The sequence below is a fragment of the Cupriavidus sp. 05L310 genome (assembly GCF_056398185.1).
The window spans coordinates 92488-113636 of sequence record NZ_JBFTOX010000024.1 but is presented as its reverse complement, the minus strand read 5'-3'; the positions used below and the strand labels follow the sequence as shown (position 1 = coordinate 113636).

Annotated in this window: 18 protein-coding genes; 4 read left to right on the top strand and 14 right to left on the bottom strand. The window is 57.3% G+C overall.

Features of this window, described 5'->3' with window-relative positions; translation table 11 throughout:
- Nucleotides 1–97: 97 nt before the first annotated feature.
- The 3 genes from AC1DS6_RS18815 to AC1DS6_RS18805 all read right to left on the bottom strand — a co-directional run bounded on the left by AC1DS6_RS18815 (nucleotide 98) and on the right by AC1DS6_RS18805 (nucleotide 3857).
- Complete coding sequence (locus AC1DS6_RS18815; protein ID WP_477102910.1) at nucleotides 98–1441, bottom strand: MFS family transporter; 1344 nt, start codon at nucleotides 1439–1441, stop codon at nucleotides 98–100.
- Nucleotides 1442–1825: 384 nt separating this feature from the next.
- The gene (locus AC1DS6_RS18810; RefSeq protein WP_477102907.1) at nucleotides 1826–2986 is read right to left on the bottom strand and encodes an acyl-CoA dehydrogenase family protein; all 1161 of its coding nucleotides are present in this window, start codon (nucleotides 2984–2986) and stop codon (nucleotides 1826–1828) included.
- Between the two features lie 22 nt (nucleotides 2987–3008).
- Nucleotides 3009–3857, bottom strand: a complete 849-nt coding sequence (locus AC1DS6_RS18805) for an HTD2 family dehydratase (protein ID WP_441634802.1) — start codon at nucleotides 3855–3857, stop codon at nucleotides 3009–3011.
- 268 nt (nucleotides 3858–4125) lie between these two features.
- Here AC1DS6_RS18805 and AC1DS6_RS18800 point away from each other — a divergent pair, with 268 nt between their 5' ends.
- Entirely contained in the window at nucleotides 4126–4677 is a 552-nt protein-coding gene (locus AC1DS6_RS18800; protein ID WP_441634800.1) for a hypothetical protein, read from the top strand.
- Nucleotides 4678–4703: 26 nt separating this feature from the next.
- Nucleotides 4704–6242, top strand: coding sequence for a citrate lyase subunit alpha (gene citF, locus AC1DS6_RS18795; protein WP_477102906.1), 1539 nt, complete (start codon nucleotides 4704–4706; stop codon nucleotides 6240–6242).
- A gap of 54 nt (nucleotides 6243–6296) precedes the next feature.
- Here citF and AC1DS6_RS18790 read toward each other — a convergent pair whose 3' ends face one another.
- The 3 genes from AC1DS6_RS18790 to AC1DS6_RS18780 all read right to left on the bottom strand — a co-directional run bounded on the left by AC1DS6_RS18790 (nucleotide 6297) and on the right by AC1DS6_RS18780 (nucleotide 11899).
- Complete coding sequence (locus tag AC1DS6_RS18790; RefSeq protein ID WP_477102909.1) at nucleotides 6297–9743, bottom strand: pyruvate carboxylase; 3447 nt, start codon at nucleotides 9741–9743, stop codon at nucleotides 6297–6299.
- A gap of 44 nt (nucleotides 9744–9787) precedes the next feature.
- Complete coding sequence (locus tag AC1DS6_RS18785) at nucleotides 9788–10606, bottom strand: HpcH/HpaI aldolase/citrate lyase family protein (RefSeq protein ID WP_441634796.1); 819 nt, start codon at nucleotides 10604–10606, stop codon at nucleotides 9788–9790.
- A gap of 114 nt (nucleotides 10607–10720) precedes the next feature.
- Nucleotides 10721–11899: a CaiB/BaiF CoA transferase family protein gene (locus AC1DS6_RS18780; protein ID WP_441634794.1), complete on the bottom strand. Its 1179-nt coding sequence runs from the start codon at nucleotides 11897–11899 to the stop codon at nucleotides 10721–10723.
- Between the two features lie 346 nt (nucleotides 11900–12245).
- Here AC1DS6_RS18780 and AC1DS6_RS18775 point away from each other — a divergent pair, with 346 nt between their 5' ends.
- A complete protein-coding gene (locus tag AC1DS6_RS18775; protein WP_441634792.1) occupies nucleotides 12246–13169 on the top strand; it encodes a LysR family transcriptional regulator in 924 nt (307 codons plus the stop codon).
- Nucleotides 13170–13389: 220 nt separating this feature from the next.
- On the opposite strand, the gene AC1DS6_RS18770 is transcribed toward AC1DS6_RS18775, so the two are convergent.
- Genes AC1DS6_RS18770 through AC1DS6_RS18745 form a run of 6 tightly spaced genes read right to left on the bottom strand, consistent with a single transcriptional unit; the run spans nucleotide 13390 to nucleotide 18010 of the window.
- Nucleotides 13390–13851: a RidA family protein gene (locus tag AC1DS6_RS18770; protein WP_441634790.1), complete on the bottom strand. Its 462-nt coding sequence runs from the start codon at nucleotides 13849–13851 to the stop codon at nucleotides 13390–13392.
- Nucleotides 13848–14843: a threonine ammonia-lyase gene (locus AC1DS6_RS18765; protein ID WP_477102905.1), complete on the bottom strand. Its 996-nt coding sequence runs from the start codon at nucleotides 14841–14843 to the stop codon at nucleotides 13848–13850. Before AC1DS6_RS18765 ends, AC1DS6_RS18770 begins: the two co-directional genes overlap by 4 nt.
- Before the next feature lie 60 nt (nucleotides 14844–14903).
- A complete protein-coding gene (locus AC1DS6_RS18760) occupies nucleotides 14904–15632 on the bottom strand; it encodes an amino acid ABC transporter ATP-binding protein (RefSeq protein WP_477102908.1) in 729 nt (242 codons plus the stop codon).
- Between the two features lie 56 nt (nucleotides 15633–15688).
- Nucleotides 15689–16429: an amino acid ABC transporter permease gene (locus AC1DS6_RS18755; protein WP_441634823.1), complete on the bottom strand. Its 741-nt coding sequence runs from the start codon at nucleotides 16427–16429 to the stop codon at nucleotides 15689–15691.
- Between the two features lie 12 nt (nucleotides 16430–16441).
- On the bottom strand, nucleotides 16442–17134 hold the full coding sequence (locus AC1DS6_RS18750) for an amino acid ABC transporter permease (protein WP_441634786.1): 693 nt from the start codon (nucleotides 17132–17134) through the stop codon (nucleotides 16442–16444).
- A 57-nt stretch (nucleotides 17135–17191) separates the two neighbouring features.
- Nucleotides 17192–18010 carry an ABC transporter substrate-binding protein gene (locus tag AC1DS6_RS18745; protein ID WP_441634784.1) on the bottom strand — a complete coding sequence of 273 codons (819 nt, stop codon included), beginning with the start codon at nucleotides 18008–18010 and terminating at the stop codon, nucleotides 17192–17194.
- A 369-nt stretch (nucleotides 18011–18379) separates the two neighbouring features.
- Here AC1DS6_RS18745 and AC1DS6_RS18740 point away from each other — a divergent pair, with 369 nt between their 5' ends.
- Nucleotides 18380–19276 carry a LysR family transcriptional regulator gene (locus AC1DS6_RS18740; protein ID WP_441634782.1) on the top strand — a complete coding sequence of 299 codons (897 nt, stop codon included), beginning with the start codon at nucleotides 18380–18382 and terminating at the stop codon, nucleotides 19274–19276.
- Between the two features lie 46 nt (nucleotides 19277–19322).
- Here the strand turns inward: AC1DS6_RS18740 and AC1DS6_RS18735 are convergent, their stop codons facing one another.
- Complete coding sequence (locus AC1DS6_RS18735; protein ID WP_477102904.1) at nucleotides 19323–19973, bottom strand: alpha/beta hydrolase; 651 nt, start codon at nucleotides 19971–19973, stop codon at nucleotides 19323–19325.
- A gap of 84 nt (nucleotides 19974–20057) precedes the next feature.
- On the bottom strand, nucleotides 20058–21053 hold the full coding sequence (locus AC1DS6_RS18730) for a succinylglutamate desuccinylase/aspartoacylase family protein (protein ID WP_441635755.1): 996 nt from the start codon (nucleotides 21051–21053) through the stop codon (nucleotides 20058–20060).
- Nucleotides 21054–21149: the final 96 nt, after the last annotated feature.

Here is a 21149-nt window from a genome sequence, read left to right as displayed (position 1 = left end):
CAGGTCAACGACGGCAACCGGTGGAACTTCGGCAAAGATAGTGCTTTATGCCACACAAGACCTCTCCCAGCCAGGTCTGCGGTCCTGCGGAGCAACATCACAATAGACCTCGCCGTCGGAAGCCGGTATTCGCTTCAATCCTTCCGGACCCGTCTAGGTAGCCGTGTTTGGCGAGGTCTGGCATCAGTGTCGAGGCGATGAATGTGACTGCCGCAAGTGCCGCAACGTAGAAGAAGAAATACGATTCAATGTGCGCCGAATGCAGCGACAGAGCTGCGTACTCGGCAGTTCCCCCAAACGTCGCATTTGCAAGGGCATAAGGCAAGCCAACACCGAGCGCACGGACCGTCGCTGGGAACAAGTCAGCTTTTACAATCCCTGCAATTGGCGTGTAGAAGGATGCAATCAAAAGACCCGATACTACCAATCCAAATGCCGCATATGGGTTCGTTACCGAGTGCAGCGCGAAGAGTATGGGAGCTACTAGCAGCGTCGCCAGGCCAGAAAATAGCAGCATATTGGTCCTAATTCCGATTTTATCCGCCAGCAACCCAAAAATTGGTTGGCATAGCATAAATAATACCAGTGACGCCGTCATGATTATGCTAACGTTTTCTGGATTCATGCCAGCGGATACGACGAGAAACTTCTGCATGTACGTCGTAAACGTGTAGAAGTAGAGCGAACCACCTGCAGTGAATGCAAGAACCAGCAGCACTGCACGCTTATGTTGCAGCAAACCAAAAATCGAGCCCGCATCCTTCCGTTTCATCTCCTGCATGGACACCGTTTCAGTCATGGCTCTACGGAGATAAACAACCACAATTGAACTCATAGCCCCCATGAAGAAGGGTATCCGCCAACCCCATTCCATTAGTTCTGTATGGGATAAAGTATGCTGCAGAACAGTGACCGTCAACAGCGCAAGCAATTGTCCGGCAACAATTGTGAAGTACTGGAATGACCCGAAGAAACCTCGGCGACCGGCGACCGATGCCTCACTGATGTAAGTCGCTCCGGTACCATACTCCGCGCCGACCGATAAGCCTTGTAACAAGCGGGCGACAACGAGGAGAACGGGAGCAGCGACGCCGATGGTTTGATAGGTTGGTAACACGGATATCATCAGCGAGCCGGCGCACATCATGAAGACCGAGATAATCATCGATATTTTCCGACCTCGGGTATCCGCAATCCAACCGAATATCCATCCGCCTAGTGGCCGCATAAAGAACCCCACCGCGAAGACGCCGGCAGTTGCCAACAGTTGGCTCAACTGATTTCCGGAAGGGAAGAAGGCCGAGGCGAAATAGATAGAGGTATAAGCGTAGACAAAGAAATCATACCACTCAACCAGGTTTCCGGAGCAGGCACCGATAATTCCTTTGACGCGACTTTGGATAGGTTCTTGAGCAGCAAGCAAGCGCCCGTCGGCCCCCATATGGGCCACATCTTTAGGCAACATCTTTGTCTCCTGACAATGCAATTTTGCGAAAATTGCGATTTCAAAATCGCTTCCGCTAATATTTTTTGCGTAGGCTGCACTGCTCTTTATGACAGCTAATACTGCAGCTTACGTATCGGTGCCATATCTACGTCGCGAAGCGACGCGTGATGAAATAGATTTTCCTGATGCCGGCATCAAGGAACTGCATGGCCTGCACAAGGGGGGCAACTCGCATCATTGCGCCTCTCGCTCCGAAACGGGGCACGAACTGAGGTCCAAGTGAGGAGGACACCGATGAACCCATGACCTACGATTACCCGGCCTAAGGATGCGACTCGCAACCGATTGCCAGTCACCATAGGTCACAAGGCCAGAAAATCAGAATGAGCGTGGCATCCCAAGGATGTGCTCACCAACATACGAGAGAATCAGGTTCGTGGAAATCGGGGCGACCTGGTACAGACGAGTCTCACGGAACTTGCGCTCGACATCGTATTCTGCAGCGAAGCCAAAGCCACCGTGGTACTGCAAGCAGGCGTTGGCGGCTTCCCACGATGCATCCGCTGCCAACAGCTTGGCCATGTTAGCTTCCGCGCCGCAGGGCTGATGCTCGTCGAACAGCTTCGCAGCCTTGAAACGCATTAGGCTTGCTGCCTCCACGTTCACGAAGGCCTTGGCGATTGGGAACTGCACGCCTTGATTCTGGCCAATGGGGCGACCGAACACCACACGCTCGTTGACGTACTTGGTCACCTTATCGATGAACCAGTAGCCGTCTCCAATGCACTCCGCTGCAATCAGCGTACGTTCGGCGTTCAGGCCATCCAGGATGTACTTGAAACCCTTGCCCTCTTCGCCGATGAGGTTCTCCGCCGGAATCTCCAGGTTGTCGAAGAAGAGCTCATTAGTCTCGTGGTTGACCATGTTGATAATGGGCTGGACCGTCATACCCTTACCGATGGCTTCGCGCAGGTCCACGAGGAAGATGGACATTCCTTCTGACTTCTTCCTGCACTCCGCCAGCGGCGTGGTCCGTGCCAGCAGAATCATGAGGTCGGAGTGCTGGACACGCGAAATCCAGACCTTCTGCCCGTTCACGACATACTTGTCGCCTTTACGCACTGCGGTGGTCTTGATTTTTGTCGTGTCGGTGCCTGTAGTCGGCTCCGTAACCGCCATCGATTGCAGACGTAGCTCTCCGCTCGCAATCTTCGGAAGGTATTCCTTCTTTTGCGCTGCCGAGCCATGGCGCAGCAGCGTTCCCATGTTGTACATCTGCCCGTGGCAAGCGCCGGAATTACCGCCGGCGCGGTTGATTTCTTCCATGATGACCGACGCCTGCGTCAGGCCCAGCCCGGAGCCACCGTACTCCTCAGGAATCAGAGCTGCCAGCCAGCCGGCGGCCGTCAGTGCGTTGACGAACTCCTCCGGGTAGCCTCGCACCTCGTCAATCTTGCGGAAGTACTCCGAAGAGAACTGACCGCACAAATCGCGGATAGCTTCGCGGATTTCTTGATGTTCATCGACTTTGTTCAGCACGATAGTCTCCGTGTACGTTCGTTTAGCTAAGTTCGGCAGTAGCAGTCATCGCAAGCGCACCGCCCTCGTGGCGAATCCACAGTTCAACAGACTTCCCGTCCCCGCTTCGCTTCCCGCAGACGTAAAAACGCTGGGGCACGAAGGTGGGGCGAACTCCCTTGAAGGAGAAGCTGCTAACCGTGGCGTCAGGCAAGTTCCTGCGCACCAGGTCGAGGAGCAGCACGGCTAACAACGGGCCGTGGACAATGAGGTCAGGGTAATGCTCGACAGCAGTCACATACGGGTGGTCGTAGTGAATTCTGTGACCGTTGAAGGTCAGGGCGGAGAATCGGAACAGCAGCACTGGGTCGGGCACCACTTCGCGAGACCAGTCTTCGTCGGTACGCGCAGCAACCGGCTCCGGACCAGTCGCATTTGGCGAGGCTTCTTCCCTGTAGACGATGTCGTGCTCTTCGGTCACCGCAAGGCCCCGCGCTCCGGAATACTGGTGCTCCACGGTGACGAAGGCCAGTGACCCCGTCCGCCCTGTTTTGGCATTCACGTCCAGAATGGTGGACTTCTTCGATACAGTCTCACCTACGCGGAGGGGCTGATGAAACCGCAACCGCCCGCCGGCCCACATGCGTCGCGGAAGCGGCACCGGCGGCAGGAAGCCGCCTCGCTTGGCATGGCCGTCAACGCCCAGCTCAGACTGCCTGTGCAACGGCAAAAAGTACAGCCAATGCCAGAGAGGGGCGAGTGCGTCTCCGCGAACCGGTGCTGGGTCTTCACGGTCCAGGGTCGCGGAGAGCGCCTTGACGGGGAACGCGGTTATCTCGTCGTGGGACTCGGTTGAGTTGCCGACCCACTCCTTCAGCTTGGCAGTGTCCATGAACGTCTCTTCGGTCTGTTTTCTAGGCCCCCACTATGCACGGGCTAAGGGCAACTTCCCATTCGCAAGTTCGGAACGAGCCTTTCGGCTGCACAGAAAACATCGAGCATGCGTTTACCCGAATGGAGCGTTCGGAAGAACCGGATTTACGTAGCGCGAAACTGTGGCCAAGATTGGCTCAAACCATCCGATTCGGCAGACCCCCATGCGCGTCCAGATTCGTTGTCGCTCCCGAGTGGCTCTCCACAGACTCGTGCCGGCATTTCCCATGCGGATTGCCTCCTGTCACGGCGAACATGCCCTTACGCGAAATGGATTTTCACGCACTTTGCAAACGGACCGTGCTATCGACATTCCAGCTTTCGAATCAATCGACCTGCAACTGGGTGGCAGCGTGTTTTCCGCGTCTAGCTGTTATCTGGAACTCGCCGATGGGAACCTGAAGGAAATTACCCTGGGCCCATCGCACCTAAGCGCGGAAACGCCCTCATGGGCGCCGCTTCTGCGGGACATGATTTCGGGAACGGTCTTTCACCACCCACAGGAGAACTGGAATGCTCATACAGTTGCCCATGCGCTGAACACGACACCCGAACGAATCCGGACCGCTCTGTTCACGCAAGGCATGGCCTTCACGCACATATGCCGGACGCAACGTCTCATGCGCGCGCTATTCGAGTCGATACAGTTCAAGCTCTCCGTCGCGGACCTGCGGGACAGAGTGGGCTGGGGTAGCAAAGGCGACCTGGAAGCGTCGTTCTACGATTGGTTTGGCGTATCGCTCCAGACGGTCGCACGCCTGAGAGACGATGGACTGTAGTTCCTACAATGCAATGCGGAGGACGCGTGAAAAACAAGATTGGACGTGATATTCCGGAATGGGTGGGCGGCCAACGTCTGGTACCTTATGCTGGCATCACCGGTTGCCCCGAGGTGCATCGGCGCGCGGCGCCCAGCCTACGCACATTTCCCCGTGGCACTCCGAAGGTACTGCCCTCGTTGCGCGAAGCCATCGACGCGGCCGGATTGCGTGACGGCTCAACCATTTCCTTCCACCATCATCTTCGCAACGGCGATGCTGTTGCCAATGCAGTGTTGTGCGAGGCCGCGAATCAAGGCTTGCGCGGCCTGACCGTGGCCGCCAGCTCAATCTTCCCGGTACATGGCCCGTGGGTGGAACTCATGGAAGCCGGCGTCATTGGCCAGATTTACACTGGGTATGCGTCAGGTCCCGTCGCCGGCGCGGTGGCGCGCGGCGCGCTTGCCGCCCCCATGTTCATGCACACCCATGGAGGGCGCGCCCGCCTCATCGAGTCAGGCGCGTTAGCTATCGATGCCGCCTTTGTAGCTGCACCGACCGCTGACAACTATGGAAACTTGAACGGTGTGTCCGGCCCGTCAGCCTGTGGAACGCTCGGCTATGCCGAAGCCGACGTGCGCTACGCGGCCACGGTGATTGCGGTCACCGACAACCTGGTTCCCTATCCCGCCTGCCCTATCGCCATCAGCCAGGACTACATCGACTATGTGGTCCCTGTCCATTCCATCGGGGATAGCACCAGAATTGTGTCCGGGACGACCCGGCCAACCGATGAGCCCGTGGGCCTGGCCATTGCATCTCTGGCTGCTCGGGTCATCGAAGCGGCGGGCCTCCTTGGCGAGGACTTTGGCTTCCAGACCGGCGCCGGCGGCATCTCTCTCGCGGTTGCCGCGGCCCTTGGCGAAATCATGGCCCGTCGCGGTGTCAAAGGCAGCTTTGCGGCTGGAGGCATCACCGGCTACTTGGTTGAGATGCTCGAGCAAGGCCTGTTTCGCAGTCTGCTGGACGTTCAGTGCTTCGACCTACGTGCAGTGGAATCCTTCCGCACCAACCCACTTCACCAGGCAATGTCTGCCTCGATGTACGCGAATCCCTGGAACAAGGGAGCTGTTGTCAATCGCCTGAGCGCCATGGTTCTCGGTGCAGCGGAGGTCGACCTTGATTTCAATGTCAACGTGACGACCGCCAGCGACGGTCGCATCATTGGCGGGTCCGGCGGTCACAGCGACACAGCAGCCGGTGCCGAACTCGCCATCGTCACAACTCGCTTGAGAGCCGGAAACGTACCGAAGATTGTGGAGCAGGTACGTACCGTCACCACATGCGCCACCATTGACGTGGTCGTGACGGAAGCAGGTATCGCAGTCAACCCGCTTCGCCTTGAGGTCAAAGAGCGACTGATTGCCTCCGGTCTTCCGGTTGTCAGCATCCACGAATTGCAGGAAAAGGCCTGCCGTGGCCTTGAGCACTATCATCAGCCCGGCACAGCCGAGGGCAAGGTGGTTGGAATCGTCGAATATCGTGACGGTACAACTCTGGATGTCATCCGTTCCATTGGAGCCTGACGAATCGAAGGCGGCGACACCAGTGTGCCGCCGCCTTCATCAGCCTGGAATGTCTTACTGCAACTCCATCAGTAGCTGGCCAGCGCGAACCTGAGCGCCTGGTTGCACGAGAATCTCCTTCACCGTCCCACTGACTTCAGCCACGACACTTGTCTCCATCTTCATTGCCTCAATTGCAGCCACGACTTCACCCTTGGCGACAACTTGCCCCACCCTGACGTTCACAGTTATCACGGCACCTTGCATCGGCGAGCCGACCAGCATCGGATTGCCGGCGGTGGCCATTCTTGCCCCCGCGGCAAGCTTCCCAGCCTCTCGCTTGCTGGCACGAACTGGGCGCGGCTGACCATTGACATCAAAGAACAAGCGCACGCCGCCCTCCTCGTCCGGCTCGGCTTGGGCGTTCAAGCCTACGAACAGCGTCTTACCCCGCTCCAGGTTCACCGCAATTTCGTTACCGGGAGTGAGCCCGTAGAAGAAGACGGGGGTGGGAAGGATGGAAACGTCATCGTACTGTTCCCGATGCGCACAGAAGTCCTTGAAGACCTTGGGATACATGAGGTACGAGGCGAGGTCGTTGTCGGAAACCGGCTGACCAATCTCTCGTTCCGCCTGGCTGCGCGCCGCTTCCAAGTCCACCAGCGGAATATGAGCGCCGGCGCGACCGACGATTGGCTTGGCACCCCGCAGGAGCTTTTGCTGCAGAGCCGAAGGGAAGCCGTCGGCTGGGTAGCCCATCTCTCCACGGAACATTGAGACGACCGATTCCGGCACCGAGGCTTCCTTCGCGGGGTCCAGGATATCGCCTGTGGACAGCTTGTTTGCGACCATGTGAAGCGCCATGTCGCCAACGACTTTCGAAGATGGCGTGACTTTAACGATATCCCCAAACATGACGTTGACATCGGCATAAGCCTGTGCGACCTCTGGCCATTGCGCCTCCAGTCCCAGCGACCGAGCTTGCTCCCGCAGGTTTGTATACTGACCGCCAGGCATCTCGTGACGGTAGACATCCGAGGTGCCCGCCCGCATCGCCGCCTCGAAGGGCTCGTAGTTCTTGCGGACTGATTCCCAGTATGTGCAGAAGGGTTGCAGGTCACGATAGCCTACTGCCGGCTTGCGCGCGTCATGCTCAAGGGCTGCGCAAATGGCACCCAGGCTTGGCTGGGACGTCAGCCCGCTCATGGAATCCATGGCGCCGTCGACCGCATCCACCCCCGCCTCCACGGCCGCCAGCACCGACGCCACGGATGCGCCGCTCGTATCGTGAGTGTGGAAGTGAATGGGAATACCCACTTCCTCCTTCAAGGCCTTCACCAGCGCGAATGCGCCCTGCGGCCTGCAAACACCTGCCATATCCTTGACTCCAAGAATATGTGCGCCGGCCTTTTCCAACGACTTTGCAATGTCAACGTAGTAGCGAATGTTGTATTTGTCTCGCGAACTGTCAAACAAATCGCCGGTGTAGCAGATTGTGCCTTCGCAAAGCGCCCCGGACGCAATGACGGCATCCATCGCCACTCGCATGTTTTCGACCCAGTTGAACGAGTCGAAAACCCGGAAAAGGTCAATGCCTTCCGCGGCAGCGCGTTTGACGAAGTGCTGCACCACGTTGTCCGCATAGTTCGTGTACCCAACGGCATTGGAGCCGCGCAGCAGCATCTGGAACAGGATATTGGGGACGGCGGCGCGTAGTGCCGCAAGGCGCTGCCACGGGTCTTCACGCAGGAACCGCATTGCCACGTCGAACGTAGCGCCACCCCAGCATTCCATTGAAAAGAGTCCCGACAACTGGCGCGCGTAGTAGGGTGCGATGGCGGTCATGTCTTGCGTGCGGAGCCGCGTTGCCAGCAGCGACTGGTGAGCATCGCGCATCGTAGTGTCGGTGAGCAAGACGCCAGAACTGTCTTTCATCCACTGGGCGAAGGCTCTGGGTCCAAGCCTGGACAGTAGCGTCCGACTTCCCTCCGGAATCTCATCGCTAACCGTCTTCAGAGGAAGCGGGTGCGACAGGATGATGGACTTGGGAACGAGGCGGCCCTTGACATCGGGATTGCCGTTGACGTTGACATCGGCGATGAAGTTCAGCAGTTTCGTCGCTCGGTCTCGGCGCTGGCGGAAACTAAACAGCTCCGGGGTATTGTCAATGAACCGGGTAGTGCAGCGCCCCGAACGAAACTCTTCATGTTCGATAACGTCCCCCAGAAACGCTAGGTTGGTCGCCACGCCCCGGACCCGGAACTCGCGCAGTGCCCGACTCATGCGCTCATTGGCCTCATCCGCATCTCGGCCCTTGCAAGTCACTTTGACGAGCAACGAATCGTAGTACGGGGTAACAACGGCCCCCGTGTAGGCTGTACCCGCATCCAGGCGAATGCCAAAGCCTGCAGCACTTCTATAGGCAGTCACCTTGCCGTGGTCAGGTGCGAATCCGTTCTCTGGGTCTTCGGTGGTAACGCGGCATTGGACAGCATGTCCGCGCAGCTTGATGCCGTCCTGGTCTGGCACCCCCGACGGGGCGTCACCAATGCTCGCCCCTTCGGTGATGCGAATTTGAGCCTTCACGATGTCGACACCCGTCACTTCCTCGGTAACGGTGTGTTCGACTTGCACTCGGGGATTTACCTCGATGAAGTAGAACTCCTCGGTGTCAGCATCCATCAGGAATTCCACCGTGCCGGCATGCGTATACGACACCGCATTCGCAAGCTTCAACGCCTCGCCGCACAAGGCATGTCGCGTGGCGTCATCTAGGTAGGGAGCGGGCGCCCGCTCCACCACCTTCTGATTTCGACGTTGCACCGAACAATCACGTTCGAACAAATGAACGATGTTGCCGTGGGTGTCGCCGAGAATCTGGACCTCCACATGCTTCGCTCTCACGATGAACTTCTCGAGGTAGACCTCGTCGTTGCCAAAGGCCGCCTTCGCTTCGCGACGGGCCGCTGCGATGGCGTCAGCCAGGTCTCCCTCCTGCTGAATCGCCCGCATGCCGCGGCCGCCTCCGCCCCAACTAGCCTTCAGCATCAGGGGGTAGCCGATGGCCGCCGCCAGCTTCCTGGCTTCCTCGATGTCATCCGGCAGAGCATTCGTGGCAGGAACCACCGGTACACCCACGCGCTCGGCCAGCGCCCTTGCGGCCACTTTGTTGCCAAGCTCCCTCATCACCTCTGGCTTCGGGCCAATGAAGGCGATGCCCTCGTGCGCGCAACGCTCGGCAAACTCCGGATTCTCGGACAGGAATCCATAGCCCGGATGGATTGCGTCTACGCCTGCTTCCCTTGCCACCCTCAAGATGTCATCGATGTCGAGGTACGCATCAACCGCCTTCTTCCCCTCGCCAACGAGGTAGCTCTCGTCCGCCTTGAAGCGATGTTGTGCAAACCGGTCCTGGTACGAGTAGATGGCTACGGTACGGATACCCAGCTCACTGGCGGCGCGCATCACGCGGATGGCGATTTCGCTCCTGTTTGCGACTAGGAGACTGCAGATTTTCTTCATCGTGGGGGCCACTTCGTAGTTGAGAATGTTGCGCGTGCATGCTTTCAATCTGGCTGCGGACCGGCCTGCCTTAGCAGGTCGACCGCGCGCGCAATGACCGGTGCATCCACCATCTCTCCGTCGAGTTGGAAGGCGCCGGGACTGGTCTTGGCTTGCTCAACGACCTTCTTCGCCCAGGCAAGCTGAGTTTCGGTGGCCCGATAGGCGCCATTCACCCCGGAGACCTGTGCTGGATGAATGCACAGCTTTGCCCCGAATCCCAGCCTCCGACCGCGCTCACTCGCCCTGTGAAGTTCATCCACATCGGAAATGGATACCGTCACCCCATCCACTGGCGAAGCAATTCCCGCAACCCGCGACGCCAAGACGAGCATCGAACGAAAGAAGAGCAACTCCTGGTCGTCTCCCTCGATGCCGAGCTCAGTCCGGAAATCCACAGTACCAAATACAAGGCGCGCTACTCCGGGTGCAGCAGCAATTTCGCTGACGTTGGCCATGCCTCTGGCGGTTTCAATAAGCGGAAGAACCTTGACCTCCGGAGGAAGATGCTTCACCACCAGAGCAATATCCGCTGCGCTTTCTGCCTTCGGCAGAATCACTCCACGGACACCGTCCTTGCGACACACTCGGATGTCGTCCTCGAACCATTGCGTCTGCGTCGCGTTGATTCGCACCATTCCAGAGCCGCCAGTTGCCAGGTAGTCCACCAAGAGGTGCCGGGCTCGGTCCTTATCGTCAGTAGAAACGGCATCCTCAAGGTCAAGAATGACCACATCGGCGCCGCAGGCGTGAGCTTTGGCAAAGCGCTCGGGGCGATTGGCCGGCACAAAGAGATAGGAACGAGCAGAGTTGTTGGTTGCCATTTGGTCAAATTCTGGTGTGCAAGCGCGCATGCCCCCGCCCTCTCGCCCACGAACGAGGCGTGAAGAGGCAGCACGAATTGAGGGAGCGGCGTCAGTCTACGGTAGAGCGTGACGTTAGATTGCGCCTTCGGTGCTCAAGCGGGAGACGTCATCACTGGTGTAGCCGAGTTCACGAAGAATGCTCTCGCTGTGCTGGCCAAGCGCGGGGATTGCATCCATCCGTGGTTCGAACGACTGCGGCATCCCAGGAGGGCGCAATGCCGGGATGACCCCCACCGGTGATTGGACCGAAGTCCAGCGCTCCCGTGCCTTGAGTTGCGGATGATTCCAGACATCCCGCATATCATTCATGCGTGCGTTAGCAATCTGCGCGTGCTCCAGGCGCTCCACTACTGCATCAATAGTCAGCGAGGAAAATGCATTGGCGATGATTTCCGTCAGCTCCACCCGGCCTTTGGCACGCAGCGAATTTGAGACAAACCGCTCATCAGTCGCAAGTTCCGGCCGCTCCAGGACAACCCGGCAGAAGGCATCCCATTCGCGTTCATTCTGAAGCCCCAGAATGATGGTCTTCCCGTCACCGGCCGTGAACGGGCCATAAGGAAAGATGGTCGCATGCGATGCGCCGGCCCTCGGAGGCGGCGTGGCACCGTCAAAAGCGTAATAGAGTGGATAGTTCATCCATTCAACCATGCTCTCCAACATCGATACGTCAATATGCGCCCCCTTACCGGTCTTGCTGCGCTGCAACAGCGCGGCCAGGATGTTGGTGTACGCGTACATGCCTGCTGCGATGTCGGCAATGGAGCAACCCGCTTTCGAAGGGCTCTCCGGCGTGCCGGTGATAGAAACGAATCCCGACTCCGCCTGGATTAGCAGGTCATAGGCCTTCTTGTCCCGGTAGGGGCCATCATTGCCATAGCCGGAAATGTCGCAGACGATGATGCCCGGGTAGCGCTGGGAAAGCGCCTGGTACGAAAGGCCCAGGCGGTCGGCAGCGCCCGGGGCGAGGTTCTGCACAAGCACATCCGCTTTATCGAGGATTTTCTGGAGGATGGCAGGCGCTTCGCGGTGCTTGAGGTCCAGAGCAAGACTCTCCTTGGAGCGATTTGTCCACGCGAAATGCGACGACATGCCATCCACGCGCTCGTCATAACCCCGGGCGAAATCGCCAACCTTGGGTCGCTCAACCTTGATAACCCGGGCACCTAAGTCGGCCAACTGACGGGTGCAAAAGGGCGCTGCGATTGCATGTTCTAGAGATACAACGGTGATGCCATCAAGGGGACGCATAGCAGCCTTAGTAAGAAAGTACCTCGCCTGACCTACCACAGCGGGAACGGGCGAAAGAATTTGGTACGCGGCAGCTGCTCGTTACAGTAGAAGTCGCCACGCGATGCCAGCGCATCCTGCTTTACCGCCAGGTATCAACCGCATCTCGTAAGAGATGCATTTCTGCGCACGGAGGCTAGTCTCGCAGCGCGGAGCCCTGCGGTAAATCTCGAATTCTCGAACCGCTCATTCGCCTCCACCGAAAGCAGCGCTTGATAGAGCTACCATGTAACCTCGGCGGGCATTCCTCGGACAAAGTTTGCGACAAAAGTGACGCCTTGGTACAGTTATGCTGAAGGAGTACCTCATGCACTTTGATTTCGCCGACCTCCGGCTGTTCGCACGCATCGCCGAGGAGGAAAACCTATCTCGTGGGGCGAAAAAGGCATTTTTATCCCCCGCTGCGGCTAGTGCGAGACTTAAGGCGCTGGAAGACCAGTTAGGAACCCGGCTCTTCTATCGCGAAAGCAAAGGGCTGGCCCTGACTCCCGCAGGTGAGCGACTTCTTCGGCATGCGCGGGTCATCGAGCGCCAGTTCGAACACGTACGCAGCGACTTTGAGGAATTCTCCAAGGATTCAGTTGGCCATATACGCATCTTCGCAAATACGACCGCAGTCACGGAATTCATGCCCGAGGTGCTCGCCCACTTTATGGCAGAGCGGCCGGCGGTCACTGTGGACCTCCAAGAGCGCCAGACGCGAGACATTATTCGAGGGGTGTTGGACGCTAGCGCCGATTTGGGAATCATCTCTGGTCCGCTAAACTCGGAGGGTCTTGAGGTCGTCCATTTCAGTACGGACAAGCTGGTGTTGGTGACTCCTGCTCGGCATCCCCTGATTGAAAGGTCGAACGTTTCGCTTGTTGATACACTTGAGTATGAGCATGTAAGTATGCATGAAGGAAGTACACTTCACGCCTTCCTTACCGACCTCGTCCGAGACGAGCGGCGCAAGCTGCAAATTCGAATTCAGGTTCGTAGTTTTGAGGCCATGTGCCGGATGATAGAAGCCGGGGTTGGCATTGGTATCCTTCCTCTATCGGCGACCCTTCGCCATCGCCGTACGATGAAGTTGGAAATCCTGGAACTCGACGAGCCTTGGGCTATACGCGAGCGCGTAGTGATTGCTCGGGAATTGGATGGACTTCCTAGCTGCGCGAAGGCCCTCATTGACGAGCTTATCAAAGTCGCGGAGGCCGCAGGGGGCAGTCCGAGCGGAAGCGTAGCCTGAGGGGCTGGTCTCGCCTGATGACAACACGCCAAGGCAATACACCCTCTTCCGCTCACGCCCAACCAGCAAACATCCATCGCGACAACACCGCGTTCATGGATGGTGTTTTGATGGCCCTTGAAGCATTCAGGGTTTAGAAGCTTTTATCGGGCAGGACTGACGGCACCTCATTGCCGGAGTCCTGCCCCACTCCGTGGGACGCAAGACGAACGGAACATGCTCACTCACGAATCTGGATGATTGCCTCGATTTCAACCGTCATTCCATGGGGAAGGGAGCTCATACCAACCGCCGAGCGGGCGTGCAACCCCTTCTCCCCAAAGATACTCACCAGAAGGTCTGAGCAGCCATCGATGACCCGGGAATGATTCTTGAAACTCGGAGTAGCATGCACCATACCCAACAGCTTGACTATTGCCTCCACACGACTCAGGTCCCCGAGAGCTAGCTTGATGCTCGCAAGCATGTTCAACGCCGTAAGCCGTGCATCCTCATACGCCGCCGACGCTTGTTCCAGCGAATCCAGCCGGCCTAGTCGATAGGTATTGTTGGGTAGACGAGGCCCATGGCCCGACAGGTAAAGCATGCTCCCGACCACCCGATAGGGCACGTATGTGCCATTGGGGGGTAAGGCCGCCGGGAGTTCCAGTCCAAGTTCCAAGAGTCTTTCTTCAGGACTCATGAGTTGTTTCCCCCTGTACTCCCAACTATTGCCCGCGTGTACACGCCAGCATCCACATTTCCGCCAGAGCAGATAACCACAACGTTCTTCCCAACCAGGTCGGCCTTCCTCGCCAACAGCGCCCCCAGCGAAGCTGCGCCACCAGGCTCGACGACGAGCTTCAGCAGGCGGAATGCTGTCGCTACTGCGCACAACGCCTCATCGTCGTTCACGCTCAGCGCCTTCACATCGTGACGCAAGAGTACGCTGAGAGGCTTGGTGCCCGCAACGGGACCGGCTATGGCATCCATCACAGTTTTTGGAACTGAGCTGTTCTTCTCGGGAACACCACTCACCAATGACAGCGCCATCTTCTCATATCCGGCCGGCTCCACAATGTACGCCCGAACATTCGGCCACACTGCCTTCACCGCCGTGATTACCCCCGACGAAAGGCCGCCGCCACTGCAGTTGACCAGGATGGCATCCGGCACTACCCCGCGCGCCTCCAACTGCTCGCAAATCTCTAATCCGGCGGTACCTTGCCCTGCCATGACGTCATAGTCATCGAACGGCGAAATAAAGGTCAGTCCTCGCTCCTTCATGATGTGACGTGTTACGATTTCGCGGTCCTCCGTCTGCGGGTCATACAAAACAATCTCCGCTCCCCACCAGCGGCAGCTCTCAATCTTGATTTCAGCCGCGGTCTTCGGCAAAACAATGACGGCGGGGCATCCTATAAACTTGGCACCCGCGGCAACTCCCTGACCGTGGTTGCCAGCAGAAAATGTAATTACGCCTCTGCTAAGTTCCTCCGCATTCAGAGAGAGCATCTTGTTCAACGCTCCCCTTATCTTGAAGGAACCTGTACGCTGCAGCGGCTCGGCCTTCACGTATACGTTGCAGCCGCACGCTTCATCCAGCATGGGCGATTCGATGATGGGGGTCCGAATAATGTACCCAGACAAACGTTCTGCGGCAGCCCGTATGGCCGCGATATCGAATTGTTTCATCCTACATGCGCTCAGATTGTTCAGCGAGATGCGCTTAAAGCGCCAAGCCGATAAGGTAAATCAATGGGTCCGCAGGTCGCTCAAAAACTTCTTGGCACGGTCACTCTGCGGGTTGGAAAAGAAGGTGTCTGGGTTACCGCTCTCGACTAGGCAACCGTTGTCCATGAACCAAACACGGTCAGCGACCTCGCGTGCGAAGTTCATTTCGTGCGTGACGCACATCATTGTCATCCCGTCCCGTGCAAGGCTCTTCATCACCTGCAGTACCTCGCCCACCATTTCCGGGTCCAGTGCGCTTGTTGGCTCGTCAAACAGCATGGCTGGCGGGTCCATAGCAAGTGCGCGCGCAATGGCAACACGCTGTTGCTGCCCCCCAGAAAGCTGCCCGGGATAAGAGTCCGCCTTACTCGCCAAGCCGACGCGTTCCAGCAATTGCGCGGCTCGTTGCCGAGCATCCGATTTCTTCTTCTTTTGAACAGACATCGGGGCAAGCATAATATTTTCCGCCACGGACAAGTGGGGAAACAGATTGAAGCTTTGAAAGACAAAACCAACGTGACTGCGTAACTTGTTGATGTCGAGTGCCGGCGAATTTACGTCCTGTCCACCAAACTCAATCGTCCCCTTCTGAATGTCCTCCAGGCGGTTTACTGTTCGAATCAGCGTCGACTTCCCCGAACCGGACGGGCCACATACAACAATCACCTCCCCCCGTGCAACCTCGGCAGTTATGTCGTTGAGGGCGTGATAGCTTCCGTACCATTTGTTAACGCGTTTGAAATTAATCATTGGAATCTGAGATGCTGCACTGTTTTGCATTGAAAATACCTCCAATGACCGTTAAATTAGTCAACGACGACTGCCGGCGACACCACTGATACGGAGGCAGCGTCACGACGGACGCCCGTACGCTTGTTGGTGATGCGGCGCTCTACATAGCGCGCCAAAGATGTCAGAGCGAAGCCGAGCAAGAAATAGACCGCAGCAAGGATGAGGAACACCTCAAACGGCTTGGTGAGAAGTATGCTGTTCACCTGGTTTGCAGCAAAAGTCAGTTCATTGACGCTAATGACATAAGCAAGTGACGTGTCCTTGATGATGGAGACAAACTGGCTAATCATCGAAGGAATCATGTTGTACAGTGCCTGGGGAAGGACCACCTTTCTCATTGTCTGCATATAGGAGAGGCCGACTGCACGAGCTGCTTCCGTCTGTCCCTTCGGCAAACCCTCTATGCCCGCGCGAATGATTTCTGAGATATAGGCGCCCTCATAGATGACGAGTGTCACCAGCATCGTCGTGAATCCGCTCACTGTCCGCCCAATCAAGATGGGTACAAAGAAATACACCCAGAAGATGAACATGAGCAGTGGAACGCCACGGACGAGATACACAAGACAGACGGCAGGTTTGTTCAACCAACTTATGGGTGACACACGGGCGAGCGCAACGAGAATCCCGAGCGGAAACGCCAGCAGAAGACCGAGCAGGGAAAGTAGCAGCGTAATAGCCAGTCCCCCAAGGGGGCCGTTAGAATACTGCCCCATTAGCAGAATCTCGCCGTTCTCGCAAAGAATTGAAATAATGGAGTCCACGGCTTACCTCGTCTTCAGTCGATAGTGGCGCTCAAGGGCAGAGCCGCCAGCCATGATTAGCAGAGAGACACCGAGGTATGCGATGGTCGTGAACAGATAGACCTCGACCGTGCGAAAAGTTGCGCTCTCAATCTCTCTCGTCACATAAGTCAGTTCTACCACCCCAATCGTCATGGCAAGGCTGGTGTTCTTGACGAGCAGGACGGTGTGGCTAATCATCGGGGGCAAAGCGATTCGTGCCGCCTGCGGCAGTATGACCTTCCGGCAAGCCTGGAGATAGGTCATACCCAGGGCGCGGGATGCCTCTAGCTGTGCCTTGGATATCGAGCGAATTCCACCCCGAAGGTCCTCCGACATATATGCTGCCATGCAGAGACCGATGGCTATGAAGGCGAAGACGAATTCACTGTTGTTCGTGTTGAACCACATCTGGACCGACTCCGGAAGCAATGTCGGAAGCCCAAAGTACCAGAGGAACACCTGCACCAGGATGGGCACGCTTTGGTGATACTCAACATAGGCAGCCACCGCCGCTTGCCCCCAGCGATTGTTGCTCAACCGGACAACCGCTAGGACGGTTCCGAGCACAATCGCAAGCAACCAGGATAGCGTGGCTAGCTCTAGCCACGTCACGACTCCGCTTGCTATCAGGCGTGGATACTCGGCCTGCAAAAGTATTGAGAAATCCAACTTCATAGGTAATGCGCCAAGTGGGTGTTCGGGAAGGGCCGGCGTACGCCGGCCCACAAGTCGTTAGCCTTTGATTGGCTCAACTTTGAAGTCGCGGCGCATCTTGTACTGCGTGCCACTGCCCAGCCACTTGTCGAAGATGCGTGTCGCCTCTCCCGATTTTTCCATCGACTGCAGCACTCCGTTCACGTGACTCGCGAAGCCGGCTTCCCCTTTGCGCATCCCAAGCCCCCAGTATTCGTGCATGACCGGCGGTTCGAGGATTTCGATGGGCGTCGTCGCCTCTGCCTGCATCTTCAATTTGACCAACATCATCTCGCCAAGTGCCAAACCGTCCACTCGGCCCTGCTGCAGTGCCAAGAAGGCAGCGGGCGCGTCCTGATAGGTTACGGTTGTTGCCGTCGGGACTGTCTTCTTGACGGCCATCTCCGACGTCGACCCCTTATTCGCGCTCACGCGCTTTCCCGCGAGGTCAGCCGTAGTTTTCAGTCCTTCCGAGCGTTTCACCGCCACTTTGGTCAGACTGACAAAGTACTGGTCGCTGTAACCAATTTGTTCGGCCCGTTCCGGCGTCCAGCCAAGTGCGGCTGCAAGGATGTCCACTCGCCCCTGCTGTAGCTCGGGAATCCGCGCCGCGGTCGCAATCAGCTTGAGTTCGAGCTTCACACCCAGGCTCTTGGCAATCGCGCTGCAGAAATCCACGTCGTACCCTTGTACTTCCCTGGTCTGGGCATTGGTGAAGCTAAATGGCTCGATAGTGCCCAACACGCCGCAAACCAGTGCACCTCGCTGCTTGATGTCCGCCAGCTGGTCCGCGAAGGCACTGACTGTAGTCAGCGAGAGGCTCACGGCTGCAATAGCGATTGCCGACAACTTACGCATGGAATTCATCCTTTCAGGTCTTGGGGATTGGAAGCCTCAGCAAGGGCTGAGGCTCGGAACTGCGACGCACGCGTGGGGCACGCGAACGTCCCTGGCTCGAAATAGATGGAGCAAGAGTCGCCCGTCTTGTTACCTGCTTTCCACGGGCATCCGGCCCGTGTATGACGGACCGTTGCATTTTCGAAGGTCTCCGGCCTCCCTACCCCTCCTCAGCTAGAGGGGGCGAGATTCTCTCTTTTTGCCTCTCGGGAGGAGAAATTGTTGGATGCATTTTGATACCAGAATACAATTACAACAAACGAGTTTTATCGATGCGATTCGATGAATAGAAGCAATGTGTTTTAGTGGTTATCCCTAGCAAGGTGCACTGTGGTTACGTTTAAACAACTTGAGGCAATATTCTGGGTCGTGCAAGCGGGCGGATTCGCGCAAGCCGCCCTGAGGTTGCACACAACCCAGTCCGCAGTCTCCAAAAGGGTGCAGGAGCTCGAACAACTCTTCAACACACAATTGTTCGACCGCGGAACAAGAACCGCCCGGCTGACGGAAAAAGGGGAAGAGATGTTCTTGTTGGCAAAGAAGCTTCTGGCGGAACGGGATGCAGCGATGGAGCAATTCACCCAACCGGACGCGATGCAGCGTCGGGTTCGCATTGGCGTTACCGAGCTATCGGCCATGACCTGGCTACCCCGACTGGTCAATCAGATTCACGAACACTATCCACGAGTCGTCATCGAGCCCGAAGTGGATATGAGCACTAAGCTACGGGACAAGCTCCTGGCGGACGAGCTTGATTTGATGGTAGTGCCCGATGCTTATACAGATGCGCGCTTTGCATCAAAGGTAGTAGGCAAAGTTGAGAACGCGTGGATGTGCAAGCCCGGATTGCTTGACGCTCAGCGGCCAATCCAGATACACGAACTCGCGGCGAGGCGCGTACTCGTGGACAAGTCTGGCACGGGGATTATTTACGACAGCTGGTTCAAGTCGATAGGATTTCGCCCCGTCAACGTTATCGTCAGCAATAGCATCGTGGCATTGATAGCCCTTACCATATCCGGGTTCGGAGTGAGCTACTTCCCGAAAGACTGCCTTCGTCAGATGCAAAGCGCTGGACTTCTCGATGTCCTTGAAGTTAATCCGCCGCTACCGGATGCCACCTACGTGGCGATGTACAAGTCGGACCAACGAAGCACGCTGATTGCAGCCATCGTCATGCTCGCTCAGGAGTGCTGCGATTTTTCTACAATTTTCCAGACGGCGTGATGAATGCCGGCCAGCCATCACCTTAGCTCGCGCGACTGTCAACCGGTTATGGCGAGCGGTCCAGATATGCGCCCACCAAGCGCTCCAGGACGGCCAATTTTCCGGTAAAAAAGTGGCTGGCGTTAGGAACAACGACGATAGGCAAGCCTTGCGGACGCGCCCAGTCGAACACAGCTTTGAGCTCTACGCGCTGGTCCCTCTCACCGTGAATTGCCATGGTCGTGGATGGTACGGGAGGCGTCTCGTAGGTGCGCTGCCCTTCGATAGTTCCCCATGGTGTGCCGGCGAGCACGATGTGAGTGCAATTGACCCCCTGTTCGTGTAGCACCCCCGTGGTCCGTGCAATCACGTATGCGCCGAAGGAGAATCCCGCCAAAACAAGGGGCAAGGCCGGATAGATTCGTCGCAAGTGCTCGATGACCAATAGCACATCGAGAGTCTCTCCGTTTCCGAAGTCATGCGTGCCTTCCGAGCCCCCTACGCCCCGGAAATTGGGGCGAACGGCGACGTATTGACGGGACGCTAGTATCTTCGCAAACAAATTTGGAACCTTATGTTCTGCGGTTCCGCCCTGCAGCGGATGAGGGTGGGCGATGACCGCGATGCCGCGAATGGGTCCCTCCGGCACATTAACCAACAGCTCAATGTCACCGACGATTCCGCGTATCACAAACCTCTCGATTGCTGAAGAAGTCATCGTACCACTTTCTTTACGTCCATTTCTGCTCAGACCCTGTCTAGAAGCCGAATCCCGCGTTGCCGGCTTACGCTCTTTACCGGACTAGATTGCCTTCCCCAAGTGGAGGAGACAGTCTCCGCGCTCGCACATTGCCACGGCTCGTTCGCAAACCACGACACCGCTTGCCAAGAAATGCACCGCTTCAGGAACGCGGAGCGGGCTTTCAGGGAAATAGACGTAGCCGGCGAGGTCACCCACCCTCACCTCATCGCCAAGCATGACACGAGCTTCAAACAGGCCATTTTCTGGCGCGTAGACGAAGCAATCCTTGTCAACAGAAAGAAACCTAACCTCGGGCGGCGGAGGAAGCCCCTCTGATTTAGTCACGCCAAGCCAAGCCAATACACGCAGTACGCCCGACTCGCACATCTCACGGTAGCCAGGATGAACCCATCCGCGGCCGCCTAGTTCAGTGCCCAGACGCGGTATGCCGGTGCGCGCCGCGGCTTCGGAAGAACTGCCGCTCCCTGGTGCACTCGAGAACAATAGTCCGTAGGGCGCTCCGAACGTCGACATCAGAGCTCGACGCTCCGCTTCAGACGAAGAGCCCGTTGAAGCGACGGATGTCGTCGCAGGCAAATAGTTGAGCGATGTCCCGCCGCTATGGAGGTCGAATACGAAGTCCGCGCGGCTCATCAGTTCGGTCTCGATGAAATGGGCAATCATCTCGGAGGGTGCGCCGCTCGGATTTCCGGGATAGAGGCGGTTCAGGTTTCCCTCATCTATCGGAGACACACGATTACCGTCTTTGGCTGCCGGGTAATTCGCCATCGGCAAGATGATGAGATGCCCTTGAATATCGTTGGCCTGCAATTGTCGCGCCAAGCGCGTCAGTGCCACCTGCCCTTCGTATTCGTCGCCATGGGTTCCGGACAACAGCAACACGGTCTTACCTACGCCGTTCTTGATGCTCACTACCGGGATGGGAAGCCATCCGTACGCCGAGCGATTCACTGAGTATGGAAGTCTTGCATAGCCGGCGTGCTTGCCCGGCTTAGCCAAATCGAAATCCAGTGAAATTCTGCTCTTTGTCATCATGTTTTTTGGTAAGCGCCGCACCTAGTCGCCCTGGTGCAGCCGATGGCAGATTGTCAACCGCCGGAAATGGGGGCGCTGCGCGGCGCAAGCATCCGC